Raw genomic sequence first — 16,709 nt, 5'->3', positions numbered from 1 at the left:
ACCCTATCGCCCTTTCCCCATCAGGCCGGCTTCCAACCACTGCTCCAGCCGTTCTGCCAAAACGGCCCTGGAGGCCTGTCGCTCCACCCAGTGCCGGCACTGACGGCGATCGATCTGATCGACCCTCTCCAGCGCCTCTGCCAAGGCGCGGGGCTGGTCGGGTTCCACCAACCAACCATTGAGGCCGGGCTGAATCAATTCACCAGGTCCGCCCCTGCGGTAGGCCACCACCGGCACACCGCAGGCCATGGCCTCGACCACAACATTGCCGTAGGCCTCATTCCACTTCGGGGTGTTCAGCAAGGCCCGGCAGCGGCCCAATTGCGCCTGAAGGGCAGCCGTGGGCAGAAACCCCCGCCAATCCAGGGTGCCCGAGGGAACGGAGGCTTCAACCCGCTGGGCGTAAGCGGGGTCCTCCACCAGGCCCCAGACGGCCAGGCGCTGCCCCAGCTGAGCCGCGGCGGCTGCCGCATCCTCCAAGCCTTTTTCAGGCGCCACCCGGCCGACCCAGCCCAACAAGGACTCGGGTTCTAGGCAGAGGCCATAGGCGGAGAGATCAAAGCCATTGCCGACCACAACGGGGGGCTGCGGCAGGGCGAAATCAGCGGCCTGGGTGGCGGTGTGGAAGGCCAGCCGGCGTTGATCCCAGCGGGCCACCTCGGCGATGGCCGCATCCATGGCTTGGTTCACCGAGCCCATGCTCACCAGGTGAAAGATCGGCACCTCAACCAGAGGGGTCAGCCAAAAGGGGAGCCAGTCGTAGCCCAGGTTCAGCACGAGATCGCAGGGCTCCCGCAGCGCCCGTTGCCAAAGCCTCGGCAGCAGTCCCTCAGCTGGCATCAGCACATCCGAAGCCCTTGGGGCGTGCTGGCAACTCTCCTGGGGCGCTCCTGCTTCAGCCAGTAGGGCGGCCCCATCGCAGCTCGGGGGCAAGCGGGAGCCCTCGGCCGCCACGACCGTCAGTTGATGGCCCCGCTCGAGTAGCCCGCTCACCAGGCTGGCCAAGGTGAGCTCCACGCCCCCCGCCTTGCCGCTGCCCAGCGGGCCCAGGGCAGGAGCAACCACCAGGATCGAAAGAGAGCGCGCGCTCATGGGGTGACCTCCTGCTCCATCGAGTCCGGCTGCCACAACTGGGTACGGCGGTTGATCAAAACCACGCTCAACAGGGCCAAGGCCGCGCCGAACCACTGCAAGGAACTCAGGGTCTCCTCGAGCAGAGCCACGCCGCAGAGCAGCGCGAAAACGGGGGTCAAAAAGGTCAGCGCCGTGAAACTGGTCAGCTCTCCATGGTTGGCGAACCAAAAGAACAGTCCATAGGCCAGGGCGCTGCCGAAGAGGGCGGCGTAGGCCATCAGCAGCCAGCCGGTGCCTGACCACTGCGGCCAGGGTCCCAGGGCTGCGGGGTTCCAGAGCGGCTCCAAGGCTGCCCCAGCCAAAAGAGGCAGCGCCCCCAAGGCCAGGTGCCAGCCGGTGACCGCCACTGGATCGCTGTGGCGGCAGGCATAGCGACTCAAGACCGTCCCCAGGGCCATGGCCAACGCCGCGGCCAACATCCAAAGCTCACCGTGGCTCCAGGCGGTCTCACCGAAGACCTCGGGCCCCATCAGCCACCACTGCCGCAGCAGGGATTCCGGCAGCCCGAGGCAGAGGATGCCGAGCAAGCCCACCAGCAGGCCCACCCAACCCACAGGATTGATCGCCTCGCCAAACAGGCTGCGGGCCAGCAAGGCCACCAGCAGCGGCTGGGAGTCGATCAGGACTGAGCCCAAGCCCGCGCCGGTGCCGCCCAAGCCCCGCGCCAGCAACCCCTGAAAGGCCGTGGCATCCACCACGGCGAACAGGGCAAACCAAAACCAATCGCGGCGATCGACCGCCATGGAGCGACCCAGGACCTGGGCCGCCAGCAAGACCACCAGCCCTGCAGGCAGAAGCCGCATCCAAGCCAAGGTCAGGGGGCCCGCCCCATCCAGCAGGGGCCGCATTGCCGCCATCGCGGTTCCCCAAAGAGCGAAGGGGAGGACCATGGCCAGCCAGCGCAGATTCACCGGCTCCAATCGCCCACAGGCTCCTTTTTAAGATCCAGCCACTGCAGATCGACTCGATGCCCTGGCCCTGGCGACGCAAGTCACGCCGCAAACTCGCGCGGATTGCCATTGAAGGGCCCATTGCCTCCGGCACGCGCAAACGGGTGCTGAAGGCCCTGCGCGAGGTCGAAAAACGCGAATTCCCTGCCCTACTGCTGCGCATCGACAGCCCCGGCGGAACCGTGGGAGACAGCCAGGAGATTCATGCGGCCCTGCTGCGCCTGCGGGAGAAGCAGTGCAAGGTGATTGCCAGCTTCGGCAACATCTCCGCCTCCGGTGGCGTCTACATCGGTGTAGCCGCCGACAAGATCGTCGCCAATCCCGGCTCCATCACCGGCTCAATCGGTGTGATCCTGCGGGGCAACAACCTCTCGCGCCTGCTCGAGCGGATCGGCATCCAATTTGAAACCGTCAAAAGCGGCATCTATAAAGACATCCTCTCCCCGGACCGGGCCCTTAGCAGTGGCGAGCGGCAGGTGCTGCAGGAGTTGATCGACTCCAGTTACGGGCAGTTCGTCAGCGCCGTTGCCGAAGGCCGGGGACTCAGCGAAGACGAGGTCCGTCGCTTTGCCGATGGACGCGTCTTCAGCGGTGCCCAAGCCCAAGAGCTGGGTCTCGTCGATGCCCTGGGCGATGAAGAGCAGGCCCGGCGCCTGGCCTGTGAACTGGCCGAGTTGGACCTGGAGAAAACCAAGCCCATCACCTTTGGGCAGGAGAAAAAGCGCTTCGCCGGGGTCATCCCTGGACGGTCCCAGATCTCCCTGGCCCTGCAGTGGCTCAAGCTGGAGCTGAGCAGCAGCGGCCAACCCCTTTGGCTGCATCGCCCATGAGCCCTGAGCAATCGCTCCGCGCCCTGAGGGGCGCCACCACCGCGACGGCCAACAGCCGTGAAGCCATTCAGGAGGCGGTTAACGAGCTGCTCGACGCTCTGGTGGAGCGCAACAACCTCGAAGGCGCTCAGATTCTTTCGCTGACCTTTTCTGTCACCGCTGATCTGGACGCCTGCTTCCCGGCGGCCATCGCACGGCACCGGCCCGGCTGGGATGGGGTCGCCCTGCTCGACTGCCAGCAAATGGCTGTGGCCGGTGATCTGGAGCGCTGCATTCGCCTCCTGGCCCACGTCTGGCTCGAGCGACCCGCTCGCCATGCCTATCTGCGGGAGGCCGCACGGCTCAGGCCCGACCTCGCCGCCTCCTAAGGCAGTCGCATCTGGTCACAACTGCCAGCTGCCTGGCCGCCCACCGACCCCGACCTGAACCCCTACCCCCCTGAGAATGGGCCAAACGGGTCAAGTTTCAGGCGCAATGATCAATCGCAAGCGGATCTCTCTGAAACGAATGTCCCTCAAACAGACAGCGCTCAAGCTCGCCGCCGTCGCTGGCTGCGGAGTTGCACTTGCCGGAGCCCAGCTTGGACTGGCTCCCAAAGCAGTCCTGGCCCAGGGAACGCCCAGCATCATGGAGTTCCGCTGGGATAACACCAAGGACTACCGCAAGCTCTACTACTTCACAACGAACACCGTTCGTCAACAGCGCGCTGAATATTATTTTTTGCTCAAACCGAAGGATCGCAAAACCGCGATCTTGAAGCTGGCCATCTCGATTCCCGAGAGCTTTGACACAACGATTGATCCGGAAAAGATCAAGCTCTGCTACATGAAGTCGGGCAGCATGACCAAGCGCACCCGCTGCGAAGAGACCATTCCGGCGACCGTGGAGGTCACCACCGATGGCCGCTCGATTGAGATCTTCCCGGACACCCCCGTGCCCGTTGGCAAGACTATTGGCGTCTACATGCCGGTGATCAATCCGCGCAGCGCAGGCATGTTCCAACTCAATGCCCTGGCGCAGGCCCCCGGCGCCGTGCCGATCTCGGGTTACCTGGGCAGCTGGCTGATCCAGGTGGACGCCACCTCGGATTTCTGAGTCACCCCAGCTGATAAATTGGGCGATCGACGTTGAAGGCGCAGCCGAGCCGGAGCCATGACCAAGCGCACCCTTGAAGGAACCAGCCGTAAGCGCAAACGGGTGTCCGGTTTCCGTGTTCGCATGCGGAGCCACACCGGCCGTCGCGTGATCCGCTCCCGCCGTAAGCGCGGCCGGGCCCGTCTGTCGGTCTGATCCCCTGAAGCCCTTGCTCTCGACGAGCGAGGCCAGCAACGCCCCCTCAGCCAACCCCGCGTAGCCCCAAGCCATGGCGCTCTCTCGGGAACACAGGCTGAGGGGGCGTTTTGTGTTTGATCGGATCTACCAACAGGGTCGGCGGATCCACGGCCAGTGGATGGTCCTCAGAACCATGGCCGCCAAGCCCGAACTGCTGAAAACCGATCCACGGGACCACACCCCCTTGAGCTGCCGCCTGGGCGTTGTGGTCAGCAGCAAGGTCAGCAAACGCTCCGTGGAACGCAACCGGTTGCGTCGTCTGCTGCATGGCCATCTCAGCCGACTGATCGCGAATCAGGGCGAGGGGATTTGGCTGTTGATCTCGCTCAAACCGGGTAGTGCGGACACGGAAGAGCAACTCCTCCTGGGAGAATGTTCCGAACTCCTTGCCAAGGCAGGACTGAGACCATGAGCGCTGCCTCCCAACCCGCTCCCGTCGCCCCGGGGGCCAGCATCAATGAGGAGGTCTTCTATGAAGGCGGGCCTGCCAAGGGTGATCTGATCACCAACCTGCTGTTCGGGCTCACCCTGATCGGCATCCCCTTCGCCGTGGGCGCCCTGGTGCGCGCCCTCTGGCTGCGCTTCCGGATCACCAGCCGCAGGGTTGAAGTCACCGGCGGTTGGCTCGGCCGGGACCGCACCCAGGTGGTCTACAGCCAGATTCGCGAGGTTCGTTCGGTCTCCCGCGGCTTCGGCTTCTGGGGTGACATGGTGCTCGTCCTGAGCGATGGCATGAAGTTGGAGATGCGCGCGGTACCCCGCTACCGCGAGGCCCAAGCCTTCATCGAGGCACGGCTGAAATCCGGTCCCGCCGCCAAGAGCTCTGGCACCGCCGGATTCGGTGGCGACGCCGCCGCCTGAGACACTGACTCACACCTCCCAACCCCACCGTTAGCGACGCCGTGATCGGATACATCTCCGACAACCTGCTGCTGCCAATCCTGGATTTCTTCTACGGATTGGTACCGAGCTACGGGCTCGCGATCATTGCCCTCACGGTGGTGATTCGCCTTGCTCTCTTCCCCTTGAGCGCCGGCTCGATTCGCAATGCCCGCCGCATGCGCATCGCCCAGCCGGTGATGCAAAAGCGCCAGGCTGAGATCAAGGCCAAATACGCCAACAACCCGCAAAAGCAACAGGAGGAACTGGGCTCCTTGATGAAGGAGTTCGGCAGCCCCCTCTCCGGCTGCCTGCCACTGCTGGTGCAGATGCCGATCCTGTTTGCGCTGTTCGCAACCCTGCGTGGATCACCGTTTGCCGATGTTCCCTACACCCTCAATCTGAAGGTCCTGCCGGCTGATCAGATCGCTGCTGTTGAACCCAAGCCCTTCAACAGTGCAAGCCACTCCATTTTTGTGACCAGCACCGATCACGTTCCCGTGATCGCCAGCTTGGAGAAGGGAACCAAACTCGGAGTGGGTGACACCGAGACCGTCAGCCTGCACACCAAGGATGGCGCCAGCTTTGCCTCCGTCCTCAGCGGCGTCGAGAACGGTTCCGCCTTTGCCCCCACCTGGTCGGTGACCAAGGGCGAAGGCCTGGTCAGCGTGGACCAAAACGGCGCGATCCATGCCATCGCCCCAGGTGATGTCACGGTCGAAGCCAAGATCCCTGGATTGGCGGCCCGCAGCGGCTTCCTCTTCATCAAAGCCCTGGGACAAGTTGGCTTCTACACCGATGGCGCCATCAACTGGGACATCGCGATCCTGGTGGGCGGTTTCGGCGTCACCCTCTTCCTGAGTCAGATCCTCTCGGGGATGGGCATGCCCGCCAATCCCCAACAGGCCACGGCCAACAAGATCACCCCCGTAATGATCACCGGGATGTTCCTGTTCTTCCCTCTGCCCGCCGGGGTTCTGCTCTACATGGTGATCGCCAACGTCTTCCAGGCGGTTCAGACCTTCCTGCTGACCCGCGAGGCGCTGCCTGACAACCTGCAGTCGATCCTCGATCAGCAATTGGCTGCCGAAGCCAAAACGGTGACCGCCACGGTCACGGGTAGCAGCCGCATGCCGTTCGAACCGAAGGGCAAGAAATAGGGCATGGGCGACCGTCTCCAGACCGGTGACCCCCTCACTCCCGTTCCGCTCCAGGAGCTCAAGCTGCTGGAGCAGGGCAAACACTGGATCATCGACCAGCGGCTCGGCGAACTCGACAGCCTGACCCCGGTGCGCGGCCAACTGCTTGCCGTGCATCGCGGCAATGTCCTCGAACTGGACGGCGAGGCCAACACCATCGTCACCCTCTGCTGTGACCGCTGCCTGCAGCAGTTCAACCACCCCCTGAGCTTCCAAACCCGCGAAGTGCTTTGGCTGGGGGAGCAGGCCCGTGAGCAGGGGATGGATCTGGAGACCGTGCTGGAAGCCGGCAGCGAGGTGCTGGAACTCGATCCCGATGAACTGACCGAAAGCATGGACCCCCAGGCGGATTTCGATCCAGAGCACTGGGTGTTTGAGCAACTCAACCTCCAGCTGCCGGTCGTGAATCGCTGCGGCGCGGAGTGTCCTGGCCCCAACCTGAAGACGGAACCGGACGATGGACCCATCGATCCCCGCTGGGCTGCCCTGAAGAACCTGCAGCCATGAGCCAGGCCTGGGCGGATCACCTTGATCTCTTGATCCGGGCCCGGACGCCGATCCTCTGGATCCGGAGCCAGGAGGAGGAGAGGATCGCGAACCTCTTGGGCGATGCCGCCAAGCGCCTCGACCAGCGAGCGCTGGCCCGCTGGGATTTCATCAGTGGCCTCAAGGGCTGGCCCGGCCGGGACGGTGAAGCCGCGCGCAATCCGTTGGCAGCCCTGGAAAGCCTCAGCGCCCTCCCCGCTGAGCAGCCAGCCCTGCTGGTGCTGCACGACTTTCACCGCTACGCCGACGACAGCAGCATCTGCCGCAAGCTGCGCAACCTGGCCTCAAGCCTGCGCCAACGGCCGCAAACCCTGGTGATCACCGCGGCGGAATGGCAGCTGCCTCGGGAGCTCGAGGAATGCATCACCCTGCTGGACCTTCCTCTGCCCAACCAACAGGAGATCCAGGCCCTGCTGGGAAACATTGCCCAGGCCAGCGGCCAGGCCATCGGCGCCGATCTTCTGGAGCTCCTCACCCACAGCTGCAGCGGGCTCAGTGAGCAGCGGATCCGCCAGGTGGCCGCCCGCGGCCTGGCCAGTCGGGGACAACTCGGCAGCGCGGACCTCGATGAGGTGCTCGAAGAAAAGCGCCAGGCCATCGCCCGCAGCGAACTGCTGGAGTACTGCCCAACGGAAGCCACACCGGCTGATATCGGCGGGTTGGATGCCCTGAAGCGCTGGCTCGAGCAACGGCACATGGCCTTCAGCGATGAGGCCCGCCGCTACGGGCTGCCGCTTCCCCGCGGGGTCCTACTGGTGGGTCCCCAAGGCACCGGCAAGTCACTGACGGCCAAGGCCATTGCCCACAGCTGGAGCATGCCGCTACTCCGCTTGGATGTCGGCCGGCTGTTTGCCGGGCTGGTGGGAGCCTCAGAAGCGCGCACTAGGGACATGATTCAACGGGCCGAGGCCATGGCCCCGTGCGTGCTCTGGATTGATGAGATCGACAAGGGCTTTGGCAGTGCCGATGGCCGCAGCGATGGCGGCACCAGCCAACGGGTACTGGCGAGTTTGTTGACCTGGATGGCGGAGAAAACGACGGCGGTCTTCGTGGTGGCGACGGCGAATGGGGTGGAGAAGCTACCCGCCGAGCTGCTGCGCAAGGGACGGTTCGATGAAATTTTCCTCTTGGATCTTCCCGATGCCCAAGAGCGTCGAACGATCCTCGATTTGCAACTCCGCCGACGACGTCCCCAACACCACATTCCATTGGATGTGGTGGTTGATCGCACTCAGGGTTTCTCTGGGGCTGAACTCGAGCAGGTGGTGATTGAAGCGATGCACCAGGCCTTCAGCGAATCCCGGGAATTCGCAGAGGCAGACCTCACCAGCGCCGCGGCACAACTCGTACCCCTCTCGCGCACGGCCCGTGAACAATTGGAGCAACTGCAACAGTGGGCCAGCAGCGGCAGGGCCCGCCCAGCTTCAACACATTGCGGCGGGTAAAGAAGATCAACTGCAGGTAAAGAAGTCCGCGGTTCGCTCTCGCCCTTTTTGAAGACAGGCCCAAGCTGCACGGAACGCACCCAAGCGGCAATGGATCAACGCCCCGCCCTGGCTACACAACTGATGGTTGCTGGTCTTGGGGCCGGCGTGATCACCAGCTACGCGGTCGCCCAGGGACAGAATCCCCTGACCGCCCTCAGCATTACGGTGTTCTCAGCCCTGGCAGCCGTCCTGGTGGGCCAGGTCCTCTAGACCCGAGAGCAAGGCCATGCCCGCAGACACGCTTTCAACCAGTCAGCGGGAAAGCCTGATCGATGCCCTGCGTTCCTGCCGGAGCACCCAGGAACGCCTGGCCTTTGCCAAGGACTACGCCCAGACCGGCCGTGAACCGCTCTGGGAATTGATCTGCGACCTACTGATCAGCCGTTCGATCTCCAGGGCCGTGGCGGCCCATTGGCTCAAGGACCTGATCGAAGAAGGCAAATCCTCCTAGCGGGCGCTGCGCTCAGCATCGGCCTTGATCGAGGCCTCGAGCTGGCGGCGCTTGTCTTCAATCAAATGCGCACTGCTGACAAAGGCGCAGGCCGTATGGCCATCTTTGGTCAGACAAACCTTGTAACCGAGACCATCGGTTGTGGGCTCAAAGTCCATCAAATGCATGCCGATGTGCCATTAGAGCTCGCACGTTGGCGGCCCACAAGGGATTGTCACCAGTAGTGTTCAAACCCTCAGGGGACGGTCGGCCATGGACGGGAGATTGGTGGTCATTGGACTCTTACTGGTATTCGCTGGCTTGTACGTCTCGGTGTACTTCGTCACCCAGGGCATCACGCCTCCCACCTAGGTCGCCATGCAACCTCCAACGGCTCGCTCCTGGCGCAACTTCGCCATCAAGATTGCGCTCTTTTGGCTCGGGAAGTTGTGGATTTGCCAGGTTGATGCGACCAGACCCATCTGCCACATCGTCGAACGCGGCTTCCTGCCCTGCCTGCTGACCTTTGCACTGATGGATTTCCTGCTCTTGCCGTGGCTAAGGCGCTAGCAAGCCCCCACAGCAACCGTTAAAACCCAAAAGACCAGGCCAACCGCCGCATGTTCAAGATCTACCGGAAGGTCTCGGAGTTCCTGGCTCGTTTTCTGACGGTGGGGCATCCCCTGCGGATCCCAGCGCTGTTGATCTCGCTGTTGTTTTTCTGCCTGGCCGCCACCTGGACCTTCTGGGCTACCTGGGCCGTCCTCAGCGGTGTGCTGGGCCTCTCCAACCTGATCGGTATCAGCGCCGGAGTGGGGATGAATATCGCGGTGTTGAAGCTGCCCGCTTAAACCCGGCTGAAACGGGCATAGGCCAGGTAACAGAGCAGGGTCAACACCAACACTTGAGCGAACGACGGCACAAAGAAACACGCCACCAGAACGCCAAGCGTCAGTCCCAGAAGACCGGAGGGTTTCATCGAACGGGGTCAGCTCCTCCCCCTTATCCAGCAGAAGTCAGGACTCGACCAGGGGAAGAAATACTGATGAAACCATCGGCCTTGACATTGCCGCGGCTTTGGCTTGGATCGTCCCTAACGGGAACGGGGCCATGGGCAGTTACTGGTACCAGTTCAACAACGGCGATCTGCTGCGCTCCAAGGTTCTCCCCTCTGAGGTGGACTGCCAGCCCGCACCGGGAACGCAGGGGCAGCGCGTCTACCAGGTGTTCAGCAGCCGCGAACGCTTCCGGCTCCTCCGCCTCCATCGCAGACAACAGACCGCTGGCGTGGAGTGGGATCAGGCTGCCTAGGGTGATGGAATGACAGCCAGCGGACGGGCCTTCCGTTTCATCCTCTTGATCGTGGGCATTGGCCTCTTGGTCTGGATGACCAGTCAAAAACCGCGTCCGACACCCAGCGGCGGCGGTGGGCTGCCGGCATCCGGGATGGGCTCTCCACGGCCCGGACTCCGCAGCTTGGGCTACTGAAGAGAACACCGAATGTTTCGCGACCTCTGCCCGGCCCTCGCCAATAAGACCTACTTCAACTACGGCGGTCAGGGGCCTCTGCCAACCCCATCGCTGGAGGCCATCACAGCCAGTTGGCGCACCATTCAGGAGCTTGGGCCCTTCACAACTGATGTCTGGCCCTTCATCGAGCAGGAAACCAGCCGCCTGCGCCGAAGCCTGGCGAGCTGGTGTGGGGTCGGCCCCCATCGCATTGCCCTCACCGAGAACGTCACCAGTGGATGTGTCTTACCCCTCTGGGGCTTGCCCTGGGAGGAGGGCGATGAGCTGCTGATCAGTGACTGCGAGCACCCAGGCGTGGTCGCGGCCTGCCAAGAACTGGCCCGCCGCCACAACCTGACCCTGGCCACCCTGCCGGTGCTGGAGCTCTGCCAGACCACCGCCCAGCGGGCCCTTGAGGGAGCCGTTCTGGAGCAGCTCCAGACCTGCCTGAAGCCCAGAACCCGACTCCTGGTTCTCTCCCACCTGCTCTGGAACACCGGCTCCGTGATGCCCATCGCTGCGGTGGCCCAACACCTGCAGGCGCACCCCCAACACCCCTGGCTCCTGGTGGACGCAGCCCAGTCCATGGGCAGCCTTCCCGTCGCCGAAGCGGCGCAGGCAGCCGACATCTACGCCTTCACCGGTCACAAGTGGTGCTGCGGCCCCGAGGGCCTGGGAGGAGTCGCCCTCTCCGAGCGGCTCCTGGATCAAGGGCAGCCCACCTTGATCGGCTGGCGCAGCCTCGAGCAGGAGAGCAGTGCCGGCAGCAGTTGGCACCGCGATGGTCGACGTTTTGAGGTTGCCACCTCCTGTGTGCCCCTCTTCAGTGGACTGCGGCAATCCCTGGAGTTGCTCAGTGCAGAGGGAAGCGAGACGGAACGCCTCGAGAGGATTCGCCAGGGCAGTCACCAGCTCTGGCAAAACCTGCAGGCGCTCCCGGGCTGCCGCACCCTCTTGAGCGAACCCCCGCCAGCAGGTCTGGTCAGCTTTCGGCTGGAGGGGGTTGAGACCGCGCAGGCGGTTGAGGCCTTGGGTCAAGCGGGGCTCTGGATCCGGCGGCTGGATTCACCGGATTGCCTCAGGGCCTGCACCCATCTCTGCACCATCCCCACCGAAATCGAGGCCCTTAGCGCAGCCGTGAGTGAGCTGCTTCCCTAACAGGGTCGACTGCGCAGCGCCTTCTCGGCCTCCTCGCGGTCGTCGAAATGGACCTTCTTGGTCCCCAGGATTTGATAGTCCTCGTGGCCCTTGCCGGCGATCAAGACCAGGTCCTTGGGACCAGCCATGGCGATGGCCGCAGCGATGGACTGGGCCCGATCCACATCCACTTGGACTGGGGTCCCCTCAGGGATCCCGGCCAGCACATCCTTGAGGATTTGCTCGGGGTCTTCGGTGCGGGGGTTATCGGAGGTCACCAAGACCTGATCGGCCAAGCGGGCAGCGATCGCCGCCATCTGGGGACGCTTGGTTCGGTCGCGATCCCCCCCGCAACCAAAGACACAGATCAGCTGCCCTTCCACAAAGGGGCGGCAGGCCTTCAGGGCACTCTCCAAACCGTCGGGGGTGTGGGCGTAATCCACCAGCACCGCCGGAGCAGCGGCGTCGCCGCAGTCCGCGCGGGCCACCTGAACACGCTCCATCCGGCCGGGAACGCCCTTGAAGCTGCCCAGGGCCTCCAACATCGCCCCCAGGGGGAGTCCCTGCTGCAGCAAGACACCAACGGCCTCCAGCAGGTTCATCAGGTTGAACTTGCCCAGCAACGGCGAGCTGAACGCTCCGCGACCCAGCGGGGTAATCAGCGTTCCGCTGACCCCCTGCGAACCCATCTGCAGCGCCTCCATCCGTAGATCGGCGTCAGAGTCCGGCTCCAAGGAGGCCCGCCAGCAGCGATCCCCCAGGCGCTCTGCCAATTGCTTGCCCCAGGGGTCGTCGACATTGACCACGGCCCGGGCCTCAGGGGCCAGCAAGGGAGCTGCAAACAACTTGGCCTTGGCCTCGAAGTAGGCCTCCATCGAGGGGTGGTAGTCGAGGTGGTCCTGGGTCAGGTTCGTGAAGATCGCCCCGGCAAACCGGCAGCCACTGATCCGCTGTTGATCCAGGGCATGGGAGCTCACCTCCATGGCCGCAATCCGTGCTCCGGAGTCGGCCGCCAGGGCCAACTGCGCCTGCAGCTCATCAGCGAAAGCCGTGGTGTGCTGCGCCGTGATGCTGTGGCCGGGCCAGCGGTTGATCAAGGTGCCAAACAGGGCGGCTGGGTAACCACAAGCGCTGGCCAGGTGCTCCAGCAGATAGGTCGTGGTGGTCTTGCCGTTGGTCCCCGTGACCCCGATCAAAGCCGTGCGTTGACTGGGCTGCTGCCAGAACTCCGCCGCCAGCAGGCCGGCCCAACGGGAGACGGGATCGGAGACCACCAACACCGCGTCACCATCGGCCGGGGGCCTGGCCTCCGCTGCTGAGCGCCCAATCACCGCCAGGGCCGCTCCAAACTGAAGTGCCTCAGGCCAAAACGTTCCCCCATCCACCGTGGCGCCGGGCAGCCCCACAAAGACAGTCCCAGGGCCCACACGACGCGAATCGCAGCTCACCCCCTGCACGTCTACATTGCCCAGCCCAGGTGGGACAGCCAGCCCGACCTCTCGCAGCAGTGAGTGGAGCCGTTGGGCCATGGATGGGCGCGCGATACCGCTGTTTTAAGTCGGTTCTGCGCTGAAAACGTCGCCCCTGAGACCAGTCCCGTGAGCCTCAATCAAGACACCGCCAGCGGGCTGGCTAATGAACCCCCTGTTGGGCAAGCCACAGGGCCAACTGAGGCGCACCCAGCCGCGGTGAAACGCGGGGCAAAACCCTTTCTGCGCCAGTACTTCGATCCAGCAGCACCGGCACCTCCAGGTCAAAGCGCGCCAGCAATTGGGGGTCGAGATCGACATCCACCGCCTCGAAGGACACCCCAGCAGCACGCAACTTCTCCTCAAGCCCCTCGCAGAGGCAGCAGCCCACACGGGTCACCAGCACCAGAGCTGTCATCAATCGGGCACCGGGTCGCACCCACAGGGCGTCCAGGGGTGACAGCGCAGCAGGCGCTTGATCGTCAGCCAACTGCCGCGCCAGGGGCCATGGCGCTCGATCGCCTCCAGGCCATAGGCGCTGCAACTGGGGATGAAACGGCAGCGGGGAGGGCCCAGCAGCGGCGAGATCGCCAGGCGATAGAAGCCGATCAGGGCCAGCAGCAGGCGTTGAAGCAGGCTGTTCATTGGTGCTTCGGGCCGAGCGATAGGATCGACAACTGGCGTGGCGTAAAGCCTTGCAGCGGAGTGGGGTCCCTGGACCACAGCTCCATGCTCTCAGGCAAGCCATGTCTGGATCAACCTGAACATCCGCACCTATGTCTCGCTACCGCGGCCCTCGCCTGAGGATTACGCGGCGCTTGGGAGACCTTCCTGGTCTCACCCGTAAGTCCGCCAAGCGGTCTTATCCCCCCGGTCAGCACGGCCAAGCCCGTCGCAAGCGCTCCGAATACGCCATCCGTCTGGAAGAGAAGCAGAAGCTTCGCTTCAACTACGGCATCTCCGAGCGTCAGCTCGTGCGCTACGTGAAGAAAGCGCGCGCCCAGGAGGGTTCCACCGGAACCAACCTGCTGAAGCTGCTCGAGAACCGTCTCGACAATGTTTGCTTCCGCCTCGGCTTCGGCCCCACCGTCCCCGGTGCCCGTCAGCTGGTGAACCATGGCCACGTGACCGTGAACGGCCGCGTCGTGGACATCGCTAGCTACCAGTGCAAAGCCGGTGATGTGGTCGCCATCCGCGAGCGCAAGCAGAGCAAGAAGCTGGCTGAAGCCAACCTGGAATTCCCGGGCCTGGCCAACATCCCGCCCCACCTCGAACTCGACAAGAACAAGCAGGTCGCCAAGGTGATCAGCAAGTGCGAGCGCGAGTGGGTCGCTCTGGAAATCAACGAACTGCTGGTGGTGGAGTACTACTCCCGCAAGGTCTGATTCCGATCAGACACCTTCAACAGGTCAGCCCCCGCTTCGGCGGGGGCTTTTTTTGTGTCGACCTGTTAGGAGCAGGCCTCAGCCCCCGATCAAGGTCTCCAGGGCTTGAGTGACGTCGTCCTGGCGCATCAGCGATTCACCCACCAAAACGGCATCCGCTCCGGCGCTCTGGACGCGGTCGAGATCCTCGCGGCTAAAGAGACCCGATTCGCTAACCAACAGGCAGCCCTTGGCACGCAGTTGCTCGCCGTAGCGCTCCATCAACTGCTCGGTCGTCGCCAGATCGGTATGGAACGTGGCGAGGTCGCGGTTGTTGATGCCGATCAGCTCAACACCATCGAGGGCCAGCACCCGCTCGAGTTCAGCCTGGTCATGCACCTCAACCAAGGTCGTCAGCCCCAGGCTCTTGGCCACCTTGAGCAGGTAACCGAAGTCCTGATCGGTGAGGATCGCCGCGATCAGTAGCGCCGCATCGGCCCCGGCCGCCCGGGCTTGATAGAGCTGATAGGGCGTGAGGATGAAGTCCTTGCAGAGCAGCGGCAGGGCCACCACCTGACGCACCTGCACCAGCACCTCAAAGCCCCCCTGGAAGAACGGCTTATCGGTCAACACCGACAGGCAGCTGGCGCCCCCAGCGGCATAGCCCTTGGCAATCGCCTCGGGATCGAAGTTCTCGCGGATCACACCCTTGCTGGGGCTGGCTTTCTTGACCTCAGCGATCACCGCGGGCTTGCGGCATGAGGCCTTCAGGGCCGCCAGAAAATCGCGGGGTGCTGGCAGATCAGCGACCTGTTTTTTGAGTTGCTCCAGGCTGACGCGCTCACGGGCCGCCGCCACTTCGCGGTCCTTCTCCCAGACGATCTTCTCGAGGATGTTGCGGGGCTCGCCCTCCTCGTGGGGAACGGCGTACTCCAGGTGGGCCACCTTCACCTTGGGGTTCGGGGGCCTGCGACGGATCTCCATGCTCGACTCCTCAGGCGGCGACGGCCATGGCGGCCTGCTTGTACGCCACTTCCACCACCTCACTCAAGGTCGGGTGGGTGTGCACTTCATTGGCCAGTTGCTTCACGCTCTGGCGGCGGGCCACGGCGTTGGCGATCTCCTGAATCAGATCAGCCGCATGCAGTCCATAGATGTGGGCGCCCAGCACCTCACCGGTGGCCTTGTTGAACAGGAGCTTCATCAAACCATCGCTCTCCAGCTCGGCCAGGGCCTTGGAGTTGGCCTTGAAGTAACTGCGAACCGAGCCCAGTTCAAAGCCCTCCTTGGCCGCCAACTCCTTGGCGTCGGCTTCGCTCAGACCCACCGAGCTGATCTCGGGGTGGGTGAAGGTCGCCGCAGGGATCGAGCGGTAATCGATCGTGCGGGGGTGACCCAGGATGTTGTCGACGGCCACCGTGCCTTGGGCCGCTGCGGTGTGGGCCAGCATCATCTTTCCGGTCACATCGCCCACCGCCCAGAGATGGGGCAGGGGAGCACCGTTCACCAGAACCCGCAGCTGATCGTCCACGGGGATGAAGCCGCGGTTGGTCTCGATGCCACAGGCCTCGAGGTTCAGCTCCTTGCTGGTGGGAACGCGGCCGGTGGCCACCAGGACCGCATCCACCTCGAGGGTCTCGACGGGCTCGCGGGTTTGCATGTCCACCAGCTCGATCTGCACCGGAGCACCGGGCTTGATCGACTTGGCCAACACGCCGGAGCGCGCATCGATATCGCGGCGATCGATCAGGTTGCGGGCGGCGATCTTGGCGATGTCGGGATCGAAGGTGGGCATCACCCGATCCAGGGCTTCGATCATCGTCACCTCACAGCCCAGGGCCGTGTAGACGTCAGCGAACTCCAGGCCGATGTAGCCGCTGCCGACGATGGCCAGCCAGCGGGGCAGCCACTCGAGGTTCACGGCCTCATCACTGGTGAAGACCGTGCGGCCATCGGTTTCGATGCCCGGTGGAACAAAGGGATCTGAGCCGGTGGCGATGATCACGTCACGGCCGCTCAGCACCCGATCAACGCCGTTGATCTCGCGCACGCCGACCTTCTGGGGGCCTTCCAAGCGGCCCGTGCCACGGATGATCGTGACCCCGGCACGCTCAAGGGTTTTGGTGAGATTGGTGCGGATCGTTGCCACCAGCTGGTTGGCATGATCGGCGATCTTCTGACGCTCAAAGCGCACGGGAGCGGCATGGATGCCAAAGCCCTTGAGATGCTCGGCATCGGCCAGCTCGCGCACCCGACCACTGGCGGCGAGCAGTGCCTTGGAGGGAACACAACCGCGGTTGACGCAGGTGCCGCCCATGTCGCGGCTCTCGATGATCGCGGTGCGCAGCCCGTGTTCAGCGGCGTGCTTCGCAGCATCGAAGCCGCCGTAGCCCGCGCCAATCACGATGACGTCAAAGTCGAAACTGCCGTCGCTCACCTGAGG

The 16,709-nt window shown here is 64.0% G+C and carries 25 protein-coding genes; 16 read left to right on the top strand and 9 right to left on the bottom strand.

The window, feature by feature from the left end; genetic code table 11:
* Positions 1-3 precede the first annotated feature (3 nt).
* A complete protein-coding gene (locus ACXIQ9_RS08600) occupies positions 4-1,092 on the bottom strand; it encodes a glycosyltransferase family 4 protein (RefSeq protein ID WP_459016382.1) in 1,089 nt (362 codons plus the stop codon).
* Positions 1,089-2,024, bottom strand: coding sequence for a DMT family transporter (locus tag ACXIQ9_RS08595; RefSeq protein ID WP_459016409.1), 936 nt, complete (start codon positions 2,022-2,024; stop codon positions 1,089-1,091). The genes ACXIQ9_RS08600 and ACXIQ9_RS08595 overlap by 4 nt, the downstream gene beginning before the upstream one ends.
* Positions 2,025-2,101: 77 nt before the next feature.
* Between ACXIQ9_RS08595 and sppA the strand changes: the two genes are divergently transcribed.
* The 11 genes from sppA to ACXIQ9_RS08540 all read left to right on the top strand — a co-directional run bounded on the left by sppA (position 2,102) and on the right by ACXIQ9_RS08540 (position 8,808).
* Complete coding sequence (sppA, locus tag ACXIQ9_RS08590) at positions 2,102-2,914, top strand: signal peptide peptidase SppA (RefSeq protein WP_010318073.1); 813 nt, start codon at positions 2,102-2,104, stop codon at positions 2,912-2,914.
* A complete protein-coding gene (gene aroH / locus ACXIQ9_RS08585; RefSeq protein WP_010318074.1) occupies positions 2,911-3,282 on the top strand; it encodes a chorismate mutase in 372 nt (123 codons plus the stop codon). The genes sppA and aroH overlap by 4 nt, the downstream gene beginning before the upstream one ends.
* Positions 3,283-3,421: 139 nt before the next feature.
* Positions 3,422-4,009, top strand: a complete 588-nt coding sequence (locus ACXIQ9_RS08580; protein WP_459016381.1) for a DUF2808 domain-containing protein — start codon at positions 3,422-3,424, stop codon at positions 4,007-4,009.
* 57 nt (positions 4,010-4,066) lie between these two features.
* A complete protein-coding gene (gene rpmH / locus ACXIQ9_RS08575; protein ID WP_071778002.1) occupies positions 4,067-4,204 on the top strand; it encodes a 50S ribosomal protein L34 in 138 nt (45 codons plus the stop codon).
* Positions 4,205-4,277: 73 nt separating this feature from the next.
* Entirely contained in the window at positions 4,278-4,658 is a 381-nt protein-coding gene (gene rnpA, locus ACXIQ9_RS08570; protein ID WP_459016380.1) for a ribonuclease P protein component, read from the top strand.
* Complete coding sequence (locus ACXIQ9_RS08565; RefSeq protein WP_247479299.1) at positions 4,655-5,107, top strand: PH domain-containing protein; 453 nt, start codon at positions 4,655-4,657, stop codon at positions 5,105-5,107. Before rnpA ends, ACXIQ9_RS08565 begins: the two co-directional genes overlap by 4 nt.
* A gap of 41 nt (positions 5,108-5,148) precedes the next feature.
* Entirely contained in the window at positions 5,149-6,285 is a 1,137-nt protein-coding gene (gene yidC / locus ACXIQ9_RS08560) for a membrane protein insertase YidC (RefSeq protein ID WP_010318079.1), read from the top strand.
* 3 nt (positions 6,286-6,288) lie between these two features.
* Positions 6,289-6,831: a YceD family protein gene (locus ACXIQ9_RS08555; RefSeq protein WP_459016379.1), complete on the top strand. Its 543-nt coding sequence runs from the start codon at positions 6,289-6,291 to the stop codon at positions 6,829-6,831.
* Positions 6,828-8,315: an AAA family ATPase gene (locus tag ACXIQ9_RS08550; RefSeq protein WP_010318082.1), complete on the top strand. Its 1,488-nt coding sequence runs from the start codon at positions 6,828-6,830 to the stop codon at positions 8,313-8,315. Before ACXIQ9_RS08555 ends, ACXIQ9_RS08550 begins: the two co-directional genes overlap by 4 nt.
* 90 nt (positions 8,316-8,405) lie before the next feature.
* Positions 8,406-8,567 carry a hypothetical protein gene (locus ACXIQ9_RS08545; protein ID WP_010318083.1) on the top strand — a complete coding sequence of 54 codons (162 nt, stop codon included), beginning with the start codon at positions 8,406-8,408 and terminating at the stop codon, positions 8,565-8,567.
* A gap of 16 nt (positions 8,568-8,583) precedes the next feature.
* On the top strand, positions 8,584-8,808 hold the full coding sequence (locus tag ACXIQ9_RS08540; RefSeq protein WP_247479301.1) for an RNA recognition motif-containing protein: 225 nt from the start codon (positions 8,584-8,586) through the stop codon (positions 8,806-8,808).
* Here ACXIQ9_RS08540 and ACXIQ9_RS08535 read toward each other — a convergent pair.
* Entirely contained in the window at positions 8,805-8,975 is a 171-nt protein-coding gene (locus ACXIQ9_RS08535; RefSeq protein WP_010318085.1) for a hypothetical protein, read from the bottom strand. The two genes, ACXIQ9_RS08540 and ACXIQ9_RS08535, sit on opposite strands and share 4 nt — an antisense overlap.
* Before the next feature lie 432 nt (positions 8,976-9,407).
* Between ACXIQ9_RS08535 and ACXIQ9_RS08530 the strand changes: the two genes are divergently transcribed.
* Complete coding sequence (locus ACXIQ9_RS08530) at positions 9,408-9,638, top strand: hypothetical protein (protein WP_010318088.1); 231 nt, start codon at positions 9,408-9,410, stop codon at positions 9,636-9,638.
* Here ACXIQ9_RS08530 and ACXIQ9_RS08525 read toward each other — a convergent pair.
* On the bottom strand, positions 9,635-9,766 hold the full coding sequence (locus ACXIQ9_RS08525; protein ID WP_459016378.1) for a hypothetical protein: 132 nt from the start codon (positions 9,764-9,766) through the stop codon (positions 9,635-9,637). The genes ACXIQ9_RS08530 and ACXIQ9_RS08525 overlap by 4 nt on opposite strands.
* A gap of 131 nt (positions 9,767-9,897) precedes the next feature.
* Here ACXIQ9_RS08525 and ACXIQ9_RS08520 point away from each other — a divergent pair, with 131 nt between their 5' ends.
* Genes ACXIQ9_RS08520 through ACXIQ9_RS08510 form a run of 3 tightly spaced genes read left to right on the top strand, consistent with a single transcriptional unit; the run spans position 9,898 to position 11,454 of the window.
* Positions 9,898-10,098, top strand: coding sequence for a hypothetical protein (locus tag ACXIQ9_RS08520; protein ID WP_459016377.1), 201 nt, complete (start codon positions 9,898-9,900; stop codon positions 10,096-10,098).
* 9 nt (positions 10,099-10,107) lie between these two features.
* Entirely contained in the window at positions 10,108-10,275 is a 168-nt protein-coding gene (locus ACXIQ9_RS08515; RefSeq protein ID WP_459016376.1) for a hypothetical protein, read from the top strand.
* Between the two features lie 12 nt (positions 10,276-10,287).
* Positions 10,288-11,454, top strand: a complete 1,167-nt coding sequence (locus ACXIQ9_RS08510) for an aminotransferase class V-fold PLP-dependent enzyme (protein ID WP_459016375.1) — start codon at positions 10,288-10,290, stop codon at positions 11,452-11,454.
* Here ACXIQ9_RS08510 and ACXIQ9_RS08505 read toward each other — a convergent pair.
* The 3 genes from ACXIQ9_RS08505 to yidD form a co-directional block, all read right to left on the bottom strand.
* On the bottom strand, positions 11,451-12,962 hold the full coding sequence (locus tag ACXIQ9_RS08505; RefSeq protein WP_459016374.1) for a UDP-N-acetylmuramoyl-L-alanyl-D-glutamate--2,6-diaminopimelate ligase: 1,512 nt from the start codon (positions 12,960-12,962) through the stop codon (positions 11,451-11,453). The two genes, ACXIQ9_RS08510 and ACXIQ9_RS08505, sit on opposite strands and share 4 nt — an antisense overlap.
* 103 nt (positions 12,963-13,065) lie before the next feature.
* The gene (locus tag ACXIQ9_RS08500) at positions 13,066-13,320 is read right to left on the bottom strand and encodes a glutaredoxin family protein (RefSeq protein WP_459016373.1); all 255 of its coding nucleotides are present in this window, start codon (positions 13,318-13,320) and stop codon (positions 13,066-13,068) included.
* A complete protein-coding gene (gene yidD, locus ACXIQ9_RS08495) occupies positions 13,320-13,547 on the bottom strand; it encodes a membrane protein insertion efficiency factor YidD (RefSeq protein WP_010318096.1) in 228 nt (75 codons plus the stop codon). The genes ACXIQ9_RS08500 and yidD overlap by 1 nt, the downstream gene beginning before the upstream one ends.
* A gap of 131 nt (positions 13,548-13,678) precedes the next feature.
* Here yidD and rpsD point away from each other — a divergent pair, with 131 nt between their 5' ends.
* On the top strand, positions 13,679-14,287 hold the full coding sequence (rpsD, locus tag ACXIQ9_RS08490) for a 30S ribosomal protein S4 (RefSeq protein ID WP_010318097.1): 609 nt from the start codon (positions 13,679-13,681) through the stop codon (positions 14,285-14,287).
* Between the two features lie 78 nt (positions 14,288-14,365).
* Here the strand turns inward: rpsD and trpC are convergent, their stop codons facing one another.
* Positions 14,366-15,250 carry an indole-3-glycerol phosphate synthase TrpC gene (trpC, locus tag ACXIQ9_RS08485; protein WP_459016372.1) on the bottom strand — a complete coding sequence of 295 codons (885 nt, stop codon included), beginning with the start codon at positions 15,248-15,250 and terminating at the stop codon, positions 14,366-14,368.
* A gap of 10 nt (positions 15,251-15,260) precedes the next feature.
* A complete protein-coding gene (gene lpdA / locus ACXIQ9_RS08480; protein WP_459016371.1) occupies positions 15,261-16,703 on the bottom strand; it encodes a dihydrolipoyl dehydrogenase in 1,443 nt (480 codons plus the stop codon).
* Positions 16,704-16,709: the final 6 nt, after the last annotated feature.

It is taken from the genome of Synechococcus sp. LTW-G (genome assembly GCF_054459035.1).
Note: the sequence above shows the minus strand (reverse complement) of the source record. Positions and strands in the feature narration are given on the sequence as shown.

Excerpts from the sequence above, each read along its gene's own strand:
- trpC (WP_459016372.1), bottom strand. The coding sequence starts at position 15,250 with ATGGAGATCCGTCGCAGGCCCCCGAACCCCAAGGTGAAGGTGGCCCAC.
- ACXIQ9_RS08520 (WP_459016377.1), top strand. The coding sequence starts at position 9,898 with ATGGGCAGTTACTGGTACCAGTTCAACAACGGCGATCTGCTGCGCTCC.
- aroH (WP_010318074.1), top strand. The coding sequence starts at position 2,911 with ATGAGCCCTGAGCAATCGCTCCGCGCCCTGAGGGGCGCCACCACCGCG.
- ACXIQ9_RS08595 (WP_459016409.1), bottom strand. The coding sequence starts at position 2,024 with ATGGTCCTCCCCTTCGCTCTTTGGGGAACCGCGATGGCGGCAATGCGG.
- ACXIQ9_RS08555 (WP_459016379.1), top strand. The coding sequence starts at position 6,289 with ATGGGCGACCGTCTCCAGACCGGTGACCCCCTCACTCCCGTTCCGCTC.
- ACXIQ9_RS08525 (WP_459016378.1), bottom strand. The coding sequence starts at position 9,766 with ATGAAACCCTCCGGTCTTCTGGGACTGACGCTTGGCGTTCTGGTGGCG.
- ACXIQ9_RS08550 (WP_010318082.1), top strand. The coding sequence starts at position 6,828 with ATGAGCCAGGCCTGGGCGGATCACCTTGATCTCTTGATCCGGGCCCGG.
- sppA (WP_010318073.1), top strand. The coding sequence starts at position 2,102 with ATGCCCTGGCCCTGGCGACGCAAGTCACGCCGCAAACTCGCGCGGATT.
- rnpA (WP_459016380.1), top strand. The coding sequence starts at position 4,278 with ATGGCGCTCTCTCGGGAACACAGGCTGAGGGGGCGTTTTGTGTTTGAT.
- ACXIQ9_RS08545 (WP_010318083.1), top strand. The coding sequence starts at position 8,406 with ATGGATCAACGCCCCGCCCTGGCTACACAACTGATGGTTGCTGGTCTT.
- ACXIQ9_RS08500 (WP_459016373.1), bottom strand. The coding sequence starts at position 13,320 with ATGACAGCTCTGGTGCTGGTGACCCGTGTGGGCTGCTGCCTCTGCGAG.
- ACXIQ9_RS08535 (WP_010318085.1), bottom strand. The coding sequence starts at position 8,975 with ATGCATTTGATGGACTTTGAGCCCACAACCGATGGTCTCGGTTACAAG.
- rpsD (WP_010318097.1), top strand. The coding sequence starts at position 13,679 with ATGTCTCGCTACCGCGGCCCTCGCCTGAGGATTACGCGGCGCTTGGGA.
- ACXIQ9_RS08515 (WP_459016376.1), top strand. The coding sequence starts at position 10,108 with ATGACAGCCAGCGGACGGGCCTTCCGTTTCATCCTCTTGATCGTGGGC.
- ACXIQ9_RS08580 (WP_459016381.1), top strand. The coding sequence starts at position 3,422 with ATGTCCCTCAAACAGACAGCGCTCAAGCTCGCCGCCGTCGCTGGCTGC.
- ACXIQ9_RS08600 (WP_459016382.1), bottom strand. The coding sequence starts at position 1,092 with ATGAGCGCGCGCTCTCTTTCGATCCTGGTGGTTGCTCCTGCCCTGGGC.
- ACXIQ9_RS08540 (WP_247479301.1), top strand. The coding sequence starts at position 8,584 with ATGCCCGCAGACACGCTTTCAACCAGTCAGCGGGAAAGCCTGATCGAT.
- ACXIQ9_RS08510 (WP_459016375.1), top strand. The coding sequence starts at position 10,288 with ATGTTTCGCGACCTCTGCCCGGCCCTCGCCAATAAGACCTACTTCAAC.
- ACXIQ9_RS08505 (WP_459016374.1), bottom strand. The coding sequence starts at position 12,962 with ATGGCCCAACGGCTCCACTCACTGCTGCGAGAGGTCGGGCTGGCTGTC.
- rpmH (WP_071778002.1), top strand. The coding sequence starts at position 4,067 with ATGACCAAGCGCACCCTTGAAGGAACCAGCCGTAAGCGCAAACGGGTG.
- yidD (WP_010318096.1), bottom strand. The coding sequence starts at position 13,547 with ATGAACAGCCTGCTTCAACGCCTGCTGCTGGCCCTGATCGGCTTCTAT.
- ACXIQ9_RS08565 (WP_247479299.1), top strand. The coding sequence starts at position 4,655 with ATGAGCGCTGCCTCCCAACCCGCTCCCGTCGCCCCGGGGGCCAGCATC.
- ACXIQ9_RS08530 (WP_010318088.1), top strand. The coding sequence starts at position 9,408 with ATGTTCAAGATCTACCGGAAGGTCTCGGAGTTCCTGGCTCGTTTTCTG.